At 53.0% G+C, this 17,729-nt stretch carries 19 protein-coding genes; 10 read left to right on the plus strand and 9 right to left on the minus strand.

Annotated elements, in window-relative coordinates:
- The first annotated feature begins 11 nt into the window (after positions 1–11).
- The 3 genes from GM298_RS00960 to GM298_RS00970 all read left to right on the plus strand — a co-directional run bounded on the left by GM298_RS00960 (position 12) and on the right by GM298_RS00970 (position 2,077).
- Entirely contained in the window at positions 12–629 is a 618-nt protein-coding gene (locus GM298_RS00960) for a glutathione S-transferase family protein (protein WP_025760199.1), read from the plus strand.
- Between the two features lie 37 nt (positions 630–666).
- Positions 667–897, plus strand: a complete 231-nt coding sequence (pptA, locus tag GM298_RS00965) for a tautomerase PptA (protein WP_095449028.1) — start codon at positions 667–669, stop codon at positions 895–897.
- A gap of 178 nt (positions 898–1,075) precedes the next feature.
- Positions 1,076–2,077, plus strand: coding sequence for a Kdo(2)-lipid IV(A) acyltransferase (locus tag GM298_RS00970; protein WP_126800094.1), 1,002 nt, complete (start codon positions 1,076–1,078; stop codon positions 2,075–2,077).
- A 44-nt stretch (positions 2,078–2,121) separates the two neighbouring features.
- Here GM298_RS00970 and GM298_RS00975 read toward each other — a convergent pair whose 3' ends face one another.
- Entirely contained in the window at positions 2,122–3,807 is a 1,686-nt protein-coding gene (locus tag GM298_RS00975; RefSeq protein ID WP_266153324.1) for an NAD-dependent malic enzyme, read from the minus strand.
- A gap of 416 nt (positions 3,808–4,223) precedes the next feature.
- On the opposite strand from GM298_RS00975, the gene GM298_RS00980 reads away from it, so the two are divergent.
- Positions 4,224–5,549 (plus strand): 2-hydroxycarboxylate transporter family protein, encoded by a 1,326-nt coding sequence (locus GM298_RS00980; protein ID WP_266153325.1) that lies wholly within the window; start codon positions 4,224–4,226, stop codon positions 5,547–5,549.
- Positions 5,550–5,583: 34 nt separating this feature from the next.
- Here GM298_RS00980 and GM298_RS00985 read toward each other — a convergent pair whose 3' ends face one another.
- A complete protein-coding gene (locus GM298_RS00985) occupies positions 5,584–6,045 on the minus strand; it encodes a winged helix-turn-helix transcriptional regulator (protein ID WP_266153326.1) in 462 nt (153 codons plus the stop codon).
- 61 nt (positions 6,046–6,106) lie between these two features.
- Here GM298_RS00985 and GM298_RS00990 point away from each other — a divergent pair, with 61 nt between their 5' ends.
- Positions 6,107–6,343: a tautomerase family protein gene (locus tag GM298_RS00990; protein ID WP_025760193.1), complete on the plus strand. Its 237-nt coding sequence runs from the start codon at positions 6,107–6,109 to the stop codon at positions 6,341–6,343.
- Positions 6,344–6,385: 42 nt separating this feature from the next.
- Here the strand turns inward: GM298_RS00990 and GM298_RS00995 are convergent, their stop codons facing one another.
- A complete protein-coding gene (locus GM298_RS00995; protein WP_025760192.1) occupies positions 6,386–6,685 on the minus strand; it encodes an ArsR/SmtB family transcription factor in 300 nt (99 codons plus the stop codon).
- A 160-nt stretch (positions 6,686–6,845) separates the two neighbouring features.
- On the opposite strand from GM298_RS00995, the gene fusA reads away from it, so the two are divergent.
- Positions 6,846–8,945 carry an elongation factor G gene (fusA, locus tag GM298_RS01000; protein WP_047958695.1) on the plus strand — a complete coding sequence of 700 codons (2,100 nt, stop codon included), beginning with the start codon at positions 6,846–6,848 and terminating at the stop codon, positions 8,943–8,945.
- A 72-nt stretch (positions 8,946–9,017) separates the two neighbouring features.
- On the opposite strand, the gene GM298_RS01005 is transcribed toward fusA, so the two are convergent.
- The 3 genes from GM298_RS01005 to GM298_RS01015 all read right to left on the minus strand — a co-directional run bounded on the left by GM298_RS01005 (position 9,018) and on the right by GM298_RS01015 (position 10,504).
- Positions 9,018–9,443 carry a DUF3828 domain-containing protein gene (locus tag GM298_RS01005; RefSeq protein ID WP_266153327.1) on the minus strand — a complete coding sequence of 142 codons (426 nt, stop codon included), beginning with the start codon at positions 9,441–9,443 and terminating at the stop codon, positions 9,018–9,020.
- Positions 9,443–9,805, minus strand: a complete 363-nt coding sequence (locus GM298_RS01010) for a CHAP domain-containing protein (RefSeq protein WP_266153328.1) — start codon at positions 9,803–9,805, stop codon at positions 9,443–9,445. Before GM298_RS01010 ends, GM298_RS01005 begins: the two co-directional genes overlap by 1 nt.
- Positions 9,806–9,931: 126 nt before the next feature.
- A complete protein-coding gene (locus GM298_RS01015) occupies positions 9,932–10,504 on the minus strand; it encodes a flavin reductase family protein (protein ID WP_262784372.1) in 573 nt (190 codons plus the stop codon).
- A 108-nt stretch (positions 10,505–10,612) separates the two neighbouring features.
- Here GM298_RS01015 and nhoA point away from each other — a divergent pair, with 108 nt between their 5' ends.
- On the plus strand, positions 10,613–11,449 hold the full coding sequence (gene nhoA / locus GM298_RS01020; protein WP_262784371.1) for an N-hydroxyarylamine O-acetyltransferase: 837 nt from the start codon (positions 10,613–10,615) through the stop codon (positions 11,447–11,449).
- A gap of 9 nt (positions 11,450–11,458) precedes the next feature.
- On the opposite strand, the gene GM298_RS01025 is transcribed toward nhoA, so the two are convergent.
- The 3 genes from GM298_RS01025 to GM298_RS01035 all read right to left on the minus strand — a co-directional run bounded on the left by GM298_RS01025 (position 11,459) and on the right by GM298_RS01035 (position 14,227).
- Entirely contained in the window at positions 11,459–12,412 is a 954-nt protein-coding gene (locus tag GM298_RS01025; protein ID WP_262784370.1) for a GlxA family transcriptional regulator, read from the minus strand.
- Between the two features lie 61 nt (positions 12,413–12,473).
- The gene (locus GM298_RS01030; RefSeq protein WP_266153491.1) at positions 12,474–13,151 is read right to left on the minus strand and encodes a cysteine hydrolase family protein; all 678 of its coding nucleotides are present in this window, start codon (positions 13,149–13,151) and stop codon (positions 12,474–12,476) included.
- Positions 13,152–13,297: 146 nt separating this feature from the next.
- Positions 13,298–14,227 carry a LysR family transcriptional regulator gene (locus tag GM298_RS01035; RefSeq protein ID WP_047958689.1) on the minus strand — a complete coding sequence of 310 codons (930 nt, stop codon included), beginning with the start codon at positions 14,225–14,227 and terminating at the stop codon, positions 13,298–13,300.
- Positions 14,228–14,381: 154 nt separating this feature from the next.
- Between GM298_RS01035 and GM298_RS01040 the strand changes: the two genes are divergently transcribed.
- The 3 genes from GM298_RS01040 (at position 14,382) to GM298_RS01050 (ending at position 17,718) form a co-directional block, all read left to right on the plus strand.
- A complete protein-coding gene (locus GM298_RS01040) occupies positions 14,382–15,470 on the plus strand; it encodes a 4-oxalomesaconate tautomerase (RefSeq protein WP_032672573.1) in 1,089 nt (362 codons plus the stop codon).
- Between the two features lie 68 nt (positions 15,471–15,538).
- On the plus strand, positions 15,539–16,783 hold the full coding sequence (locus GM298_RS01045) for an MFS transporter (protein WP_323138401.1): 1,245 nt from the start codon (positions 15,539–15,541) through the stop codon (positions 16,781–16,783).
- A gap of 71 nt (positions 16,784–16,854) precedes the next feature.
- On the plus strand, positions 16,855–17,718 hold the full coding sequence (locus tag GM298_RS01050; RefSeq protein ID WP_266153329.1) for a fumarylacetoacetate hydrolase family protein: 864 nt from the start codon (positions 16,855–16,857) through the stop codon (positions 17,716–17,718).
- The last annotated feature ends 11 nt before the right edge of the window (positions 17,719–17,729 follow it).

Consider the following 17,729-nt stretch of genomic DNA (forward strand, 5'->3'; position numbering starts at 1 on the left):
GAGGGGGCAACATGATTAAACTTTATGGCGTACCCGGCTGGGGCTCGGCAATCAGTGAAGTGATGCTGACCCTGGCAGATATTCCCTATCACTTTATCAACGTGGACGGGTTTGACCAGCCTGGTCCGCAGCGTGAGTTACTGCAAAAACTGAACCCGCTGTGTCAGGTGCCAACGCTGGAGCTGGAAAATGGCGCGATCATGACCGAAACGGCGGCAATAGCCCTGATGGTGCTCGACCGTTGTCCCGATCTGGCTCCGCCCGTGGGTCAGGCTGAACGTCAGCAGTTTCAGCGTCTGCTCATCTGGTTTGTGGCGAACGTCTATCCCACCTTTACGTATGCAGATTATCCCGAACGCTGGGTGCCGGACGCACCGGAACAGCTGCAGAAAAACTGCATTGAGTACCGGAAATCTCTCTATTTGTGGTTCGAAAACCAGCTCAGGGCGGCCCCGTTTGCGCTGGGTGAACGGCTGACGCTGCTGGATGTGTATATTACCGTGGCGCGTACCTGGGGACCTCGTCACGCCTGGTTTGCGGAAAATACACCGAAGCTGACGGCCATTGCGGACACCGTATGTCAGCTGCCGGAACTGCACAAGGTGTTAAAGGCAAACAATATTATCTGATAACGTGGAACCCTCATTCACAACCGGAAGCCTGCACATGCCACACGTAGATATCAAATGTTTTCCCCGTGATTTGAACGACGAACAAAAAAACGCCCTGGCGGCGGATATTGCCGAGGTGATTATTCGCCATTTCAACAGTAAGGACAGTTCAGTGTCGGTGGCGTTGAACCAGGTGAATCCCGAGGACTGGAAAGCGCAGGTCTGGGATACCGAAATAGGACCAAGGCTGGACGAGCTGATCAAAAAGCCCGGCTATTCAATGTAAGATCGTCTGCCGGGGAGCGGCTTCGTCCTTCCCGGCTTTTCGCTTTTCGCAAAAATCGTAAAAATGCGTTTTGTCTTATCCGCTACACTTCACGTTTCTGACTGACATTTCATAAATCCTTAGGAAAGATCTTCAACAGAATCAGTTAAGGACAGACACATTAAAGGATAATTTTCTGATGACAAAATTACCCCGGTTTTCACTCGCCTTTCTTCATCCCCGGTACTGGCTAAGCTGGACAGGCATTGCCGCACTGTGGCTCATCATGCTGCTGCCTTATCCGCTGTTGTTCCGGATCGGTCATGGCCTTGGCCGACTGGCGATGCGTTTACTCCCTCGCCGCGTCGCGATTGCCCGCCGTAACCTTGAACTCTGCTTTCCTGAGATGAGCGTGGACGAGCGCGAAACCTTGCTGCAGCGTAATTTCGAATCGGTAGGTATGGGCGTTATTGAAACCGGCATGGCCTGGTTCTGGCCTGCGTGGCGGGTGCGGAAATGCTTTACCGTGACCGGGTATGAACATATGGAAAAGGCGCGTGAGAAAGGGAATGGGGTGGTACTCGTTGGTATGCACTTTCTTACCCTTGAGCTGGGCGCGCGGATCTTTGGCATGCTTAACCCGGGCATTGGGGTCTACCGTCCCAACAATAATGCGCTGCTGGACTGGCTGCAGACCCGCGGGCGTCTGCGTTCCAATAAAACCATGCTCGATCGCCATGATTTAAAAGGCATGATCCGCTCGCTGAAGCAGAATGAAATCTTGTGGTACGCCCCGGACCATGACTATGGCAAAACCAATAGCGTCTTTGTGCCGTTTTTTGCGGTGCCGGATGCCGCCACGACGGCGGGCAGCTATATGCTGGTCAAAAGCGCGCGGCCTGCCGTCGTCCCCTTCGTGCCGCGGCGCAAGGCGGACGGCTCAGGTTACGAACTGATTATTCTTGAGGATATCAGCGAGGCGCTGCAGGGCGGCGATAAAGAAGCCGTGGCGACGCAGATGAACAGGGCGATTGAGCACGCGGTACGGATGGCGCCAGAGCAGTATATGTGGCTGCACCGTCGCTTCAAAACTCGTCCTGAAGGGGTACCGGACCGCTATGCCCGCCAGAAACAGACGGCGACACGGCATGATATTCTCTCCGCCGGCGATTTTTCTGACAGCTCAGGCGTACAGCACTGAAACCTCAGCGACGCCCTCACCCTGCGGTGAGGGCGTGACCGGCGCTACAGCGCGGAGCGGCGGTAAGGCGCATAGTCCGCCTGCCACCAGGTCTTCTCGATACGCGCCATCAGCTCCTCATCATCTATTGCCGGGGCAACGCCCTGTGCAATTGCGGCGCGGGCGACGGCAACGGCAATCTGACGTGAGACCGTTTCAATCTGATCTACCGGTGGCAGCAATCCTCCTTTTTCTGTCGTCACCAGCGGAGACTGCGCGGCCAGGCTGCGGCTTGCCGCCATCAACATCTCTTCCGTCACCCGGCGAGCATCACAGGCCAGCACACCCAGTCCCAGGCCCGGGAAGATATAGGCGTTATTACACTGGGCGATCTCGTAGTGCGCATTCTCCCAGAATACCGGTGCGAACGGGCTGCCGGTGGCGACCAGCGCGGCACCCTGGGTCCATGCGATAAGATCCTGCGGCTGTGCCTCTGCCCGTGACGTCGGGTTAGAGAGCGGCATGATAATGGGGCGCGGACAGTGGCGATGCATCTCTTTGACAATCTCTTCGCTGAACAGCCCAGGCTGGCCGGAAACGCCAATCATCACCGTCGGATGCGCGTTCTTCACCACGTCCAGCAGCGAGATATTTTTCGCCTCTACCGGCCAGTGACAAACGGCTTCGCGGGCGGTAAGCAGGTTTTTCTGGAAATCGAGCAGGTTGGTCATGTCGTCGGTCAGCAGGCCGAAGCGATCGACCATAAAGATCCGGCTGCGGGCTTCGGATTCGGTCAGACCGTCATCCACCATCAGCGCGACAATTTTTTCGGCGATCCCGCACCCTGCGGAACCGCTGCCGAGGAACACCACCCGCTGATCGCGTATGCGCGTGCCCGCGGCATGCGCCGCCGCAATCAGCGTACCGGCGGTGACGGCTGCAGTGCCCTGGATATCATCATTGAAGCAGCACAGCTGGTCGCGGTAGCGCTGCAGCAGTCTGGTGGCGTTTTTCTGGGCAAAGTCTTCAAATTGCAGCAGCACATCCGGCCAGCGCGCCTTGACGGTACTGATAAACATATCCATAAATTCCGCGTACTGATCGTCGGTGATGCGCGGATGGCGCCAGCCCATGTACATCGGGTCTTCCAGGTGCTGCTGATTGTTGGTGCCGACATCCAGCATAATCGGGAGGGTGGAGGCCGGATGGATCCCTCCGCAGGCGGTATACAGCGACAGCTTACCTATCGGAATACCCATGCCGCCAATCCCCTGATCGCCGAGCCCTAAAATACGCTCCCCGTCCGTCACGACAATCACCCGAATGTCGTTGCGCGAGAAACTTTGCAGCATCTCATCGATACGGTGGCGGTTTGGCCATGAAATAAATAAACCGCGCGCACGACGATAAATGGTAGAGAAATGCTCGCAGGCTTCCCCTACGGTCGGGGTATAGATTATCGGTAACGTCTCTTTCAGATGCGAACGCAGAAGGTTGTAAAAGAGGGTTTCATTGGTGTCCTGAATATTGCGCAGATAAACATGGCGGGAAATATCGCTTTTAAAATGGCAGAACTGCATCCACGCACGTTCGGTTTGTTCCTCAATGGTTTCCACGTTGTGTGGTAATAAACCATGCAGATTAAAATGATCGCGCTCTTCTTTAATAAAGGCGAGACCTTTATTTAATAACGGATTTTCCAGCAGTACGGCTCCATTATAGGGCGTGTACAGAACTTCTTTGCGGGACATGGTTAGCTCCTGAATTTATTAATAAAACAGATTGAGAAAACAAGCGGGCAGGCATGAAGTTTGAGGTTTTCATGTCGGTATTTTATCTGTTTTGTTGCAGCGCTAATCTAACGGTTCGCCTGCAGGGCAGGAGTGATAAGGGTCACAATCTCTCTGGTTTTATTAATTTCAAAAAGATTACCTGGATAGCTGTCATTAACTTTAGTTACATAATAATGAATTAAGTTATTTAAAATAAAAGAGCTGTGTTGTTCACATTTCCCTGCGTTTCTCCATGTTAATTTCGCGCTGAGCCTGTTTTAAGAAAAGGCCAGGTAAGTCATTATTTTTATATTAAAGAACATTTATTGCTATCAGGAATAGATTCCAGTTTATTCCTTTCTCTGTTTATCCGAACACAATTTTCAGGTGATTATATGAAAGATAATCCTGTACCGACTTCTGAACTGTCGTCCTCGCGTTTCGCCTTTGGCCTCAACAATACCGAGGTGGGCGCGGTTCCGCTGATGCTGTTTGTAGGGATCGCCGCCATTGTGGCGACGTCCGCCTGGGCAGGGCTGCTGCCGAAAAATATGATCGGTGGTCTCGCGGTCATCATGACGCTCGGTTTCGCGTTTGCCAAAGTAGGGCGTCAGATCCCCTTGCTGAAAGACATCGGCGGTCCGGCGATCCTCTGCCTGATGGTCCCCTCTGTGCTGGTCTATTTTGGCGTCTTCGGGAAACAGACCCTTGATACGGTGCATCTGCTGATGAAGGAGGCGAATCTGCTCTATTTCGTCATCGCCTGCCTGGTGGTCGGCAGTATTCTGGGGATGAACCGGGTACTGCTCATTCAGGGGATGATGCGCATGTTTGTTCCGCTGGTGGCGGGGACATTCATGGCCGTGCTGACCGGGCTCATTGTGGGCTCACTGTTTGGTTATACGCCTTACCACACCTTCTTCTTTATCATTGTGCCTATCATTGGCGGCGGGATTGGCGAGGGAATTTTGCCCCTCTCCCTGGCCTATTCGGCCATACTGGGACAAACGCCGGATGTTTTTGTTGCGCAACTGGCACCCGCTGCGGTCGTGGGGAATATTTTCGCCATTGTGTGTGCAGGCTCTCTGGCGCGTCTCGGGACCAAACGTCCGGCGCTTTCAGGAAACGGCATGCTCACGCGCAGTAAAGAAGACACCAGCCTGTTTGCCGGGGCGCAAAGTGCTCAACAGACGGATTTTCATCTGATGGGGGGCGGATTACTGATGGTGTGCGCGTTTTTCATCGTCGGCGGATTGTTTGAAAAACTGGTCCACATTCCCGGCCCGGTGCTGATGATTTTGATTGCCGTGCTGTGCAAATACTTCAACGTGATCCCGGCCTCCATGGAGCAGGGGGCGCACAGCTGCTATAAATTTGTCTCCGCTGCGCTGGTCTGGCCGCTGATGATTGGCCTCGGGATGTTATACGTGCCGCTTGAGAGCGTGGTCTCAGTCTTCTCGGTGGGGTACGTGGTGGTGTGCGGTTCGGTGGTGATTGCGATGGCGCTGAGCGGCTACTTTATTGCGTCGCGTCTGAATATGTATCCTGTGGAAGCGGCCATCGTCACCTGCTGCCATAGCGGTCTGGGCGGGACAGGGGACGTGGCCATTTTGTCCGCCTCTAACCGGATGTCCCTCATGCCGTTTGCACAGATTGCGACCCGCATCGGCGGCGCGTCGACGGTGATCATCGCCACGCTGCTGATGGGGTGGTTAATGTAACGTGCTGCGGGTAAGCCGGGTGACGTTGCCGGGCTTACCCCTTTGGTGTCGGCACAATCTGCACCTGGTGGGGTTTCACCTCATGACCCTGCGTATTCACATAGCCAATATGCAACGGCTCGCCTGTCTCTTTATCCACCAGCGTTAAATGCGGTGCGGTGTGTAACACCTGTCTGTGTCCCCATTCCATCAGCGCCAGAAGTACCGGGGCAAGAGTGCGGCTTTTTTCGGTAAGCTGGTACTCATAGCGTTCCCGTGCCCCTTCTTCCCGGTAAGGTATTCGGGAGAGCAGCCCCAGCTCCGTCATCAGTTTCAAACGCATCGCTAAGGTTTGTTTCGTGATCCCGGTATGGCTACGCATGGTTTCGAAGCGCGTCACGCCGTAAAACGCCTCCCTCAGGATCAGCAAAATCCATTGATCGCCCACGATTTTTGCCCCTTCAGCCAGACCGCACAGTTCGGGCGAGAGGTAAGGTAACGATTTTTCTTTTGACACCGGCGGTTTTCCTTTCTAACCTGAGTATGATTTTTAGACCTTGGTTATTAGGGAGAATACAATGCCTTTTGTGAATGTACAAACGATTAAAGGGATCATGAACGACGAGCAGAAGAGCGAGCTGCTGCGCCGGATGACGGACTTGATGGTGGAAATCGAGGGGAGAGGGGATCCTGAGTTCCGTCGCTCGGTCTGGATCCGTATTGATGAGCACGACCCTGAGCAGTGGAGCCTCGGAGGATTACAGCCAACCGCTGAAATGATTGCGAAGACATTCGCGACAACACAGCCGTCCTGATGCAAAGTCGGGAGGCGTAATCGCCTCCCGGCACGACCGGGGTTACGGCGTACGCAGCAAAATCTCCATTAGCCCCGGAAAGCGGGCATCCAGATCTTCTCTGCGCAGGGAGATCATATTTTCTCGTCCCTGTGGACGTTGCCAAATCACCCCGCTGTCGCGCAACACGCGCCAGTGATGGGTCATAGTGGATTTCACCACTTCATCCGGACGCAGCGCATTACAGCTGAGTTCGCTGCCATCGGACAGGCGGCGAATAATCGACAGCCGGAGCGGGTTGCCAAGGGCAAACAGCACATTTTCCAGCAATATTTGTTCAGTTTCGGGATGGTTAGGGATCATCGTTTTCCTGCGCAGGGTGTCAGATTGAGCTATATCAACAATAGGTCAACCTTTAAAAAATAGTTCGATAATACTCGTACAATAGGACTATTATAGCAAACGAATGAGTAAGCGACCATCCCGGTCGTCACAGAGACGTCATACAGACTAAGGAAATATCATGCCCCGACCCATTCCTCTCGAACGTTATCGTAACATCGGTATCTCCGCGCATATCGATGCCGGTAAAACGACCACCACCGAGCGCATCCTGTTTTATACCGGGATGAGCCACAAGCTGGGCGAAGTACACGATGGCGCGGCAACAACCGACTGGATGGCGCAGGAGCAAGAGCGCGGGATCACTATTACCTCCGCGGCCGTCAGCTGCTTCTGGCCGGGTATGGACAGAGGCTTTGAACCGCACCGGATCAACATTATCGACACCCCGGGGCACGTGGATTTCACCATTGAGGTGGAACGTTCCATGCGCGTCCTCGACGGCGCCGTGATGGTGTATGACTCCGTCGGCGGCGTTCAGCCCCAGTCCGAAACCGTCTGGCGTCAGGCGAATAAATACCACGTACCGCGTCTGGCCTTCGTCAACAAAATGGACCGTCCGGGTGCCGATTTCTTCCGCGTCGTGCGGATGATGCAGGAGCGCCTGAAGGCGAATCCGGTACCGATTGTGATCCCGGTAGGCGCAGAGGAGCACTTCACCGGCGTGGTGGATCTCATCAAGATGCGCACCATTCTGTGGGACGATGCCACGCAGGGCATGGTATTCACCTACGCGCCCGTGCCGGATGATTTAGTGAATACCGCCCGGGAGTGGCGGGAAAAAATGGTCTCGGCGGCGGCGGAAGCCAGCGACGAACTGATGGATAAATACCTGGAAACGGGCGATCTGGACGAAGCGGAAATCATCAGAGGGCTGCGTATTCGCACCATCTCGGGTGAAATCCAGCCGATGCTGTGCGGCAGCGCGTTTAAAAACAAGGGCGTGCAGCGCATGCTCGATGCGGTGATTGAGCTGATGCCCTCGCCGCTGGACGTGCCCGCTATCGACGGTGTGGATGAAAAAGGGCAACACGCTGAGCGTCATCCCAGCGATGATGAGCCATTCTCCGCACTGGCGTTTAAGCTGATGAGTGACCCGTACGTCGGCCAATTGACCTTCATCCGCGTGTACTCTGGCGTGCTGCGCAAAGGCGACGCGGTGTATAACCCGGTGAAAGGGAAGAAAGAGCGGATCGGGCGTATCGTGCTGATGCATGCCAACGATCGCCATGAGGTGGACGAACTGCGCGCCGGGGATATCGCGGCCTGCGTTGGGCTGAAAGATGTCACCACGGGTGACACCTTAACGGACCCGAATGCGGTGATCACCCTGGAACGCATGGAGTTCCCCGATCCGGTTATCTCGCTGGCTATCGAGCCGAAAACGAAAGGTGACCAGGAGAAAATGGGGATCGCCCTGCAGCGTCTGGCAGCGGAAGATCCCTCTTTCCGCCTGCATACTGACGAAGAGTCCGGTCAGACCATTATTTCCGGGATGGGAGAGTTGCACCTGGAGATTATCGTCGACCGCATGAAGCGTGAGTTTGGCGTCGAGGCGAACATTGGCCGTCCGCAGGTCACCTACCGGGAGACCTTGCGTAAAGCGGTGAAGGATATCGAAGGCAAATTTGTCCGTCAGTCCGGTGGGAAAGGGCAGTACGGTCATGTGGTGCTGAGTCTGGAGCCGACCGAGCCCGGCAGTGGCTTTACGTTTGAAGATGCCACCAAGGGTGGCGTGGTGCCGCGCGAGTATATTCCGTCCGTTGAGAAAGGGCTGCGTGAAGCCATGAACAGCGGTGTGCTGGCCGGATATCCGGTTGTCGATGTCAAAGCGACGCTGACGTTTGGTTCGTATCACGATGTCGACTCCTCGGAGATGGCCTTCCGCATGGCGGCTATCCTCGGCTTTAAAGAGGGGGCGCGCAGGGCGGATCCGGTGATCCTTGAGCCGATCATGCACGTGGAGGTGGAAACACCCGAAGAGTACGCTGGCAATATTATGGGCGATCTCTCTTCCCGTCGTGGCATGGTTCAGGGCATGGAAGAGCAGTACGGAAGCCAGATCATTCGCGCGGATGTACCGCTGGCGGAGATGTTTGGTTACGCCACGACATTACGCTCGATGTCCCAGGGACGCGCGACGTATACGATGGAGTTCCATCATTTTGCGGAAGCACCGCGAAATGTGGCGGATGAGATTATTGCGCGGCGTGCGAAGTAGTTAGTTAATTACACATGGTAGTCGTTGGGCTACCATGTGTTTTGCTGCTGTAGCAGGGGGGCTGTCAGTTAATTACTTGATCAGCGTGGCCGATCGAACTTTCCATTTCCCTTTTTCCTGAACGAGACAATCTGCTACAACGTGATCTTGTTTCTTACCAAACGCGATATAAACGTTTGTGCAAACGGCATCAAAATCAGAATGCAGGACGGTTATCTGATTCCAGTCCTCATCCCAATCTTGCGCTTTAATGAACATATCCGCATCGGGCATGTCTTTCTCGTTACTGTCCCCTGAGTACATTTCCTTAATTGCAGCAATTGTCCCTGAGGCAACGTATTCATGCATGATGTCTGGATTGAGAACTGGCGGTTTGTCCTGATTCAGCTGCGCGATATACCATTGGTTGAATTTGAGCGCTGCCTGCCCTGGGGCATAGACACTTCCAGCAACCGCGAACGGAGACAGGGCAAAGAGAAAAAAGAAGAGTATTTTCATTAGTCGTGCCTGAACAGTTCGTAATGAGGTTGTATAGTTCGGTAAGCCTGTCCTGGGTACATGGTGCGTTGTACAAAATCACTGATCCATTGTTGACCATCGTATATGCAAACGTGGCCGCTATCGTGACCAACAATATTTTGGATCACTGCTACGTCTCCAGCATGCGGTTGATCATATACCAGGCGGAACCCAGCGTTGACTAACGTCCGCCCCATATCTTTTGCCAAACGTGTATTCGGGATTTTTAATTTTCCACCGGTTCTGATTGCTTCGGTGACGTAGCGAGCACAATACCCCGTGCTTTTCGGTTGGGTGTGTGATTTGGCATACGAGATTGCACCATCTTTATTCCATGACATGAGATATTTCCTTAATAAAAGAGTTCTAAGAAACAACTCCGAAAATATCCTCCGTTTCGCATCATTATTGTAAACATAAAATGCCATAGAATTTTACTATAATTCAGTAAGATATGATTTAGGCAATCAATCCAGCGCCTTCACCATCTTCCCACTTGCCACAAACGTTCCGGCCCCAAGATGATGCAGTGTATTCAGCTTATCACCGTCAAACTGCCAGCGTCCTTCGACAAACGCACGCTCATCAGCTGCCGCTGAAACCACTTCGCCAAACAACGTATCGTATTTTTCTGCTGCGGATGTGACGGGTAATAACCGACACTCCATCCACGCCAGACATTTTTCTTCTATGACGGGCAGGCCGAGGGCGGGACCGTTTACCACCGGGATCCCGTAACAGTTGAACTTGTCTTCATCACGTCCACTGACGCTACCCACCGCCCAGGTCCAGTTGGCTGCAGCCACGCCGGGAATGACGATGCCAAACTTCCCGCTGCGTTCAATCAGTTCGCGCGACCAGGTGCTTTTATCCACCACAATAGCGATGCGCGGCGGTTCAAATTCCACAGGCATGGACCATGCGGCGGCCATCACGTTGCGTCTGTCCAGGGTTTCATCCCGGCTGGTGATAAGTACGGTGGGGCCGTGGTTCAGCAGACGGCTGGCATGCCGTAATTCAACAGGGCGAAAGTGATTCATAGGATCTCCTCATCTACAAAGATGAGTATGCAGAAAAAGCACGGAAATCAAAGTGGACGCGTAGAATTAGTTTATAAACACAGCATCACTATCAAAGGAAACTGATATATGTCCCCCTTTCTGACTGCCTATTACGCTCGCATCGGCTGGAAGCAGCCGGCCTCTGTTGATATCGACACCCTGCGCGCGCTGCATTTGCATCACAACTGTGCGATCCCTTTTGAGAATATCGATGTCGTCCTGCCGCGCGAAATCCAGCTTGACGATGGGTGCCTGGTCGACAAACTGGTGACAGGGCGACGTGGGGGATACTGCTTTGAGCAAAACGGCCTGTTCGAGCGCGTCCTGCGTGAAGTCGGGTTCACGGTGCGTAGCGTGCTCGGGCGCGTGGTATTAGCTAATCCGTCGCAAATGCCGCCGCGTACGCACCGCCTGCTGTTGGTTGAGCTTAACGGAGAGCGCTGGATTGCCGACGTTGGGTTTGGCGGCCAGACGCTGACGGCGCCGATTCGTCTGCTCGCTAACGAAGAACAGGAGACGCCGCACGGGCTGTATCGTCTGCTGAGCGAAGGCAACGACTGGGTGCTGCAGTTCCGCCATCACGACCACTGGCAGTCGATGTACCATTTTGACCTGACAATGCAGTATTTCAGTGATTATGTGATGGGGAATTTCTGGTCGGCGCACTGGCCGCAGTCGCATTTCCGTCACCATCTGCTGATGTGCCGCCATCTGCCGGATGGCGGCAAGCTGACGCTGACCAACTTCAACTTTACCCACTGGCAGAACGGCCATGTGGAGGAGCAGATCCATCTCCCCGATGCCTCGGCGCTGTATCAACTGATGCAGACGCGCTTTGGGCTGGGCGTTGATGATGCGAAACACGGTTTTTCACTGGCAGAGCTGACGGCCGTGATGGCGGGTTTTGATACGCACGGGAAATAACCTGGACCGCTATCGGCCGCGAAATTCGCGTCGATAGCGGGAAGGCGACGTATTCAGCCGATTGTTAAAGTGACGACGCAAGGAGGTTGTCGAGGGAAACCCGACGCGCTCGGCAATGTCATCCACCGGCTGGTCAGTTTTCTCGAGATAGCGTTGCGCGACGCTAATGCGTTGGTTCAGCAGCCAGCGCGAAAAACTCTCCCCGGTTGTTTGCTGAATACGCCGGGTAAAACTGCGGCGGCTCATACAGGCCTTTTCCGCCACGCAGTCCAGCGTGAGGGCGAGCGCAAGGTTCTCCGTTGCCCAGGCCAGCGCGTTGGTGAAATTATCCCCGCGACGCGTATTCTGAACCGGTAATTCGACATACTGTCGCTGTCCACCCTGACGATGGGGCGGTACAACCAGCAAACGCGCTACGCTGTTTGCCACTTCTGCTCCCCATGCCTGACGCACAAGATGCAGACAGCAGTCGATACTGGCCGCTGTTCCTGCAGAAGTGACAACGTCACCATCATCGATATAAAGTACGTCATTATTCATTTGCGCACAGGGGTAAAGGCGCTGAAAGTCAGCTGCCCATCGCCAGTGCGTTGTCGCAGGCCGGTTTTTCAATAGCCCGGCGGCCGCGACAACAAACGCGCCCATACATAAACCGACAATACGTGCTCCTGCGGCATGGGCATTTTGCAAGGCCTGCAAAAGTTCTGGTTCAGGAACATGCTCAGGGACATCCCAGCTTGGGACGATGACCATATCCATTCCGGCCAACGCATCCAGCCCGCGCTCAACGACGATAGAAAAACCCGCATTGGTTTTAAGCACACCAGGCGTCGTGGCGCAAACAACCAGCTGACAAAGTGGCTCACCTTTCGGCGTCAGCGCTTTCTCAAACACGGCATACGGCACCGACAGGTGAAAAGGGATGATGCCATTAAATACCACAATACCAATTTTCAACGTCATATCAGTCTCCATGTGCCAGCCAGTATAGAAGTCTGGCTGGCGACAGGGTTTAAGTCCGGTCTTATTTTGTGACTGGCAGTGCTATAACGTCTTCAGTGGTCATTATCTCAGCGAATACATCGGCAACACCGGCTAATGCCGCACGTTGCAGTGTTTTGTGATCCACCACGCCACCCTGACCATCATCCAGATCGCGTGTTGCTGTTGCATCTTCTGGAATAATCACGCTGTAACCCAGCGGTACGGCGTCACGTGCTGTAGACGAAATGCACATATGCGTCATCAGACCAATCACAATCACGGTTTTAATCCCTTTTTTCTTTAATTGCGCATCCAGATCGGTGCCAACAAAAGAACTGGGAGTCGTTTTGGTGATAATAGTGTCTTGGTCGGAAGGTTGCAGATCTTTATGGAATTGCGCATAGACAGATCCTTCGGCGAACAGGGGGCTATCCTTCGGCCCCAGATGACGCACGAAGTATACCGGCAGCCCGATATGATGGGCATAGCTGACCAGTTTTTGGCTATTCTTAAGGACTTTCTCGCCATCCGGGATAACCATCTGACCGCGAAAATCGTTTGATGCGTAATATTCGTTTTGAATATCCACGACGATTAACGCAGTGTCAGAAGCAGATAAAGATTGCGTTGCCGTTGCGCCCGTCATCGCGCGAATTGTTTTGCTATTCATCCGGGGTGTCTCCTGTTCGGTAGCGTAAGTGGAAAACGTACTTATCATGCCAATCAGCAATGCCGTACGAAAAATGGATATCTTCACGTGAATTCCCTCTGTGTTCTGTTCGGGAGCCATTATTTCGCACAGTCATCAACGACAGGAGTCACCTGGAGCACCAATACCGGTACTTTTGGGCCAATATGAGACGGTTACAACTGCGTAAATTTGCCAATCCAGGGGCTGCGGTTTTCACCGGACCACAGATGTAAAACCATCTCCCGGAACTTCTCCGCCGCCGGGCTTAGGGTTGTTTCCCGGCGCTGTACCAGCCCCAGGGTGCGGCGTATGACGGGTTCAATCAGCGGACGGCTGACCAGAATATGATGTTCATCGGTCGGCATCGCCAGGCTGGGAACGACAGAGACGCCGAGACCCGCTTCCACCATCCCCAGTGACGTTGACAGATGACGTACTTCATAAAACCAGTTCGGTTTCCAGGCCATTTTCTCGAACGCCTGATCGATAAGCGAACGGTTCCCGCTGGAACGCCTGACCCCAATCAGCTTCATGCCTGCCAGATCGTCCCAGGTCACCAGCGGTTTTTTCGCCAGTTCATTGTCGCGGCGACATGCCAGAACAAAAGGTTCGTTCACCAGCGGGGCAAAATCGATATTCGGATGTGTGATGTTTATCATATTTATACCGAAATCTGCGTCGCCATTTAAAACCGCTTCGAGACAATCGCTGGCACTGTGCTCAAGGATGCGGATCCGGATGTTTGGGTAGTCATTGTTATAATCTCGTATCACGGAAGGCAGGAAATAGAAGGCGGCTGTAGGGATACAGGAAACCGTAATAACCCCTGCCTGATGCGTCGCCATCTCTTTAATACTCAGGACTGAGCTTTCATAAAAATCGATTAAATTCTTTGCCTTAGGTAAAAATTCTCTTCCCACCGTTGTGAGCTTGACGCTGCGCGTTGAACGCTCAAACAGCGTGGTACCCAGACTTTCTTCCAGTTTTTGAATTCTTCGTGTTAACGCCGGTTGTGAAATATGAAGAAATTGCGACGCTTTTGTAAAACATCCGATTTCTGCAATTTTTACAAACGCTTGTATTCCCTGTAATTCATGTTGCATGTCTGCATCCCATTTTCGCTTTTCTTAAACCACGATAACGCAAGGGTTATTAATGTGCAAAACGTATTAATCCCGCTTTTTTTGACATTAGAGTTATCAACTGGAGTGTGAAAACCTTATTGCGCTCCTGATAAAAGTGAAATGAGAAAAAGACATGCTTAAGATCCCATGTGTATTAATGCGTGGCGGGACATCAAAAGGTCCCGTTATTCTGGCCAGCGACCTGCCAGCGGAAACCGAAGCGCGTGATGCGGTTTTACTCAGCCTGATGGGCGCGGGCCATGAACTTGAAATTGACGGTATTGGCGGAGGAAGTCCGCAAACCAGTAAGGTGGCCATCGTCAGTCCTTCTGACAGCCCGGACGCTGATGTGGATTATCTCTTTGCGCAGGTGATGGTCAACGAACGTCGCGTCGATACCACACCCAACTGCGGCAATATGCTCTGTGCCGTGGGGCCCTTTGCGATAGAAAAAGGGCTGGTGAAGGCGCAAAGCCCGGTAACGACGGTGCGGATCCGTAATCTTAATACCGGGACTCTGGTTGATGCGGAAGTGCAAACGCCAGATTTCCGGGTGGTGTATGAAGGCGATACCCAGATTGACGGTGTGCCGGGTACCGCTGCGCCCATTGGCTTAACGTTCCTGAATTCTGCGGGTTCTAAAACAGGAAAATTACTGCCAACGGACAGCGTGACAAACGAATTCGACGGGATAGAAGTCACCTGTATCGATATGGCGATGCCCATGGTATTGATTGACGCCTCAGCCCTGGGCAAAACAGGAGGAGAGTCACCCGCAGAGCTGGACGCTGATAAGGCTTTTAAAGAAAGACTTGAACATCTGCGTCGTCAGGCTGGCGCCGCGATGGGCTTAGGGGACGTGTCCAACAAAGTGATCCCTAAACCGGTTCTGCTCAGCAAGGCGCGTAACGGCGGAACGCTTCAGGTGCGCTATTTCATGCCACACACCTGTCATAAATCACTGGCGATTACCGGATCAATTGGTATTTCGACCGCGACGCTCATTGAAGGATCCGTCGCCGCGAAAATCATCGCCGACCGACCAAAGGAACGCTTCACCAATATTATTGATATCGAGCATCCAAGTGGAAAAATATCGGTGTCACTATTGAGGGAAGATAACAATATCGAAAATACCCGTGCGGCGGTTATTCGTACTACACGTAAATTATTTGAAGGCGTGGTTTGCGTACCTGAGAAAATGCTCTCTGAAGTTGATTAAATAAAGTCCAAAAAATATCTGTCTTACACAACGAATTTCTGTACCTTAACTATAATACTGAGGTTATTATGGCGTTAACGCATGCTAACAATACCCAGAAAGCATCTGAGCCGGTAAAAGCCAGCGCGCATATTCGCGTAATTCTGGCGCTGGCATTATCCGGGCTTGCTGAACTTGCTTCTCTGTTTTTTATTCAACCTCTGCTGCCGACGTTGGCTGTGGAATATAATGTGCCTGTCAGTCAGGTGAGTATTATCCTGTCAGCAGAAACGGCACTGCTGGCAATTGGCCTGTTATTTACCGGAACGTTATCCGATCACTATGGCAGGAAGCGGTTAATTATTATCTCCCTTCTGCTGGGCGGGATCCTGACGCTGCTCTGCCCGCTGGTGGAGTCCTGGGCGATGCTGGTGGCGCTGCGTGCGGTGATTGGTCTGGCGCTGAGCGGTATCGCGGCAGCGGCAACCGCCTACATTAGTGAGGAAGTCGCACCGGTAGCGGCAGGGATCGTCACGGGGTATTTTGTCTTCGGTAACTCGATGGGCGGTATGTCCGGCCGTATTGTTGCCAGCCAGCTTATCGATCACGTTTCCATTAATGTCATCTTTTACGGCTTTGCCGTCAGCCTGATTGCGGTTGCCATTCTGGTGAAATTCCTGCTGCCTGAATCCAAAAACTTTACCCCTACGCAGAACCTGAACGTGATGCGAATGGTGAAAGGGGCGGCAGCGCATTTCAAAAACAAAAATCTGGCGCTGGCGTTTGTCATCAGCTTTATTATCTTCGGCGCATTTACCTCTCTTTATAACTATCTGGCTTTCTTCCTGAAGGGTGAACCGTTCCATATTTCACCGGCTAATGCAGGTCTGCTCTCCTTTAGCTTTGCCCTGAGCTTCTTTACGGCTCCGCAGGCCGGTCGCTTATCCGCGAAATATGGCGCGATGAAAGTCTTGCGCGTGCTGTTCCTGATCATGGCCTTTGGCATGCTGCTGACGCTGACGTCGAATGTTGTCACCTTTATTGTGGGCGCGGTCATTTTTACCGGCTGTTTCTTCGGCTGCCACTCTATTGGCTTAAGCTGGGTCAGTAAAAATGCAACCCATGCAAGAGGCCAGGCCGTCGCGCTCTATTTATTCTTCTACTACATGGGCGGTTCGGTTATTGGTTTTATCAACGGTTTTGTTTTCCATTCAATGGGCTGGCTGGGAATGACAGGATTTATTCTGGCCTTACTCGGGGTTGGCGTTGTGGTGGCAACGTATCTGGCATCCGGCAATAAACTGGTGCTGGTACCCGCGCAGTCAGCAGAATAAAACATCAGGCAAGGTGTTCACGCCTCAGGGCGTGAACACAGAACGAATATGTACATCAATCGGGTATCATCATGAAATTAGCAAGTTATATTCATCAGGGCCGTAAAAGCTACGGGATTTATACACCATCCGGCATTATCGATTTGGGTAATAAAATCGGCCATCACTACGCGACGTTGAAAGATCTACTTCAGTGGGATGCGGTTGACGTTGCCAGGCAATATCTCGATTGCCCTGTGGATATAATGCCTGAAGAGATTACCTTTTTACCCGTTATTGAAGCGCCAGGAAAGATATTCTGCGTTGGCATGAATTACGCTGAAAAAAGAAAAGAGTTTGCCGAGACCAATAATGCGCCCACGCTGTTTATTCGCTTTCCTGATTCACAAACCGGGCATGCGCAGCCGGTGATAAAACCGGTTCTCTCCAGCGAGTTCGATTATGAAGGCGAGCTGGCCGTTATTATCGGTAAACCTGGCAGCCGGATTGACGTGAATGACGCACTCAGTCATGTCGCGGGATACAGCTGCTATATGGATGGTTCCGTTCGCGACTGGCAGCACGCCTGGTTCACTGCCGGTAAAAACTGGACGCAAACCGGCGCCTTCGGCCCCTACATGACCACGGCGGATGAGATCCCCGATCCACATGCATTGACCATTCATACCTGGCTGAACGGCATGCTGGTTCAGAATGACTCCACCGCCAGCATGATCCACAAAGTGGCGGATCTTATCGCCTACATCAGTACGTTCACCTCTCTCAGCGCTGGCGACGTCATTATTACCGGTTCGCCAGGCGGCGTCGGCAAAAAGCGTAATCCGCCGCTGTTTATGCACCATGGCGATCGCGTTGAAGTTGAGATCGAAAACCTTGGTCGCCTGATGAACACCATTGTGGAAGCTCAACCGCAGCCGGAAAAGCTCGCTGTCTAAACGCCCAGGAG

The sequence above is a fragment of the Enterobacter sp. HSTU-ASh6 genome (assembly GCF_026319105.1).
In the GTDB taxonomy this organism is placed as follows: Bacteria; Pseudomonadota; Gammaproteobacteria; order Enterobacterales; family Enterobacteriaceae; genus Enterobacter; species Enterobacter sichuanensis.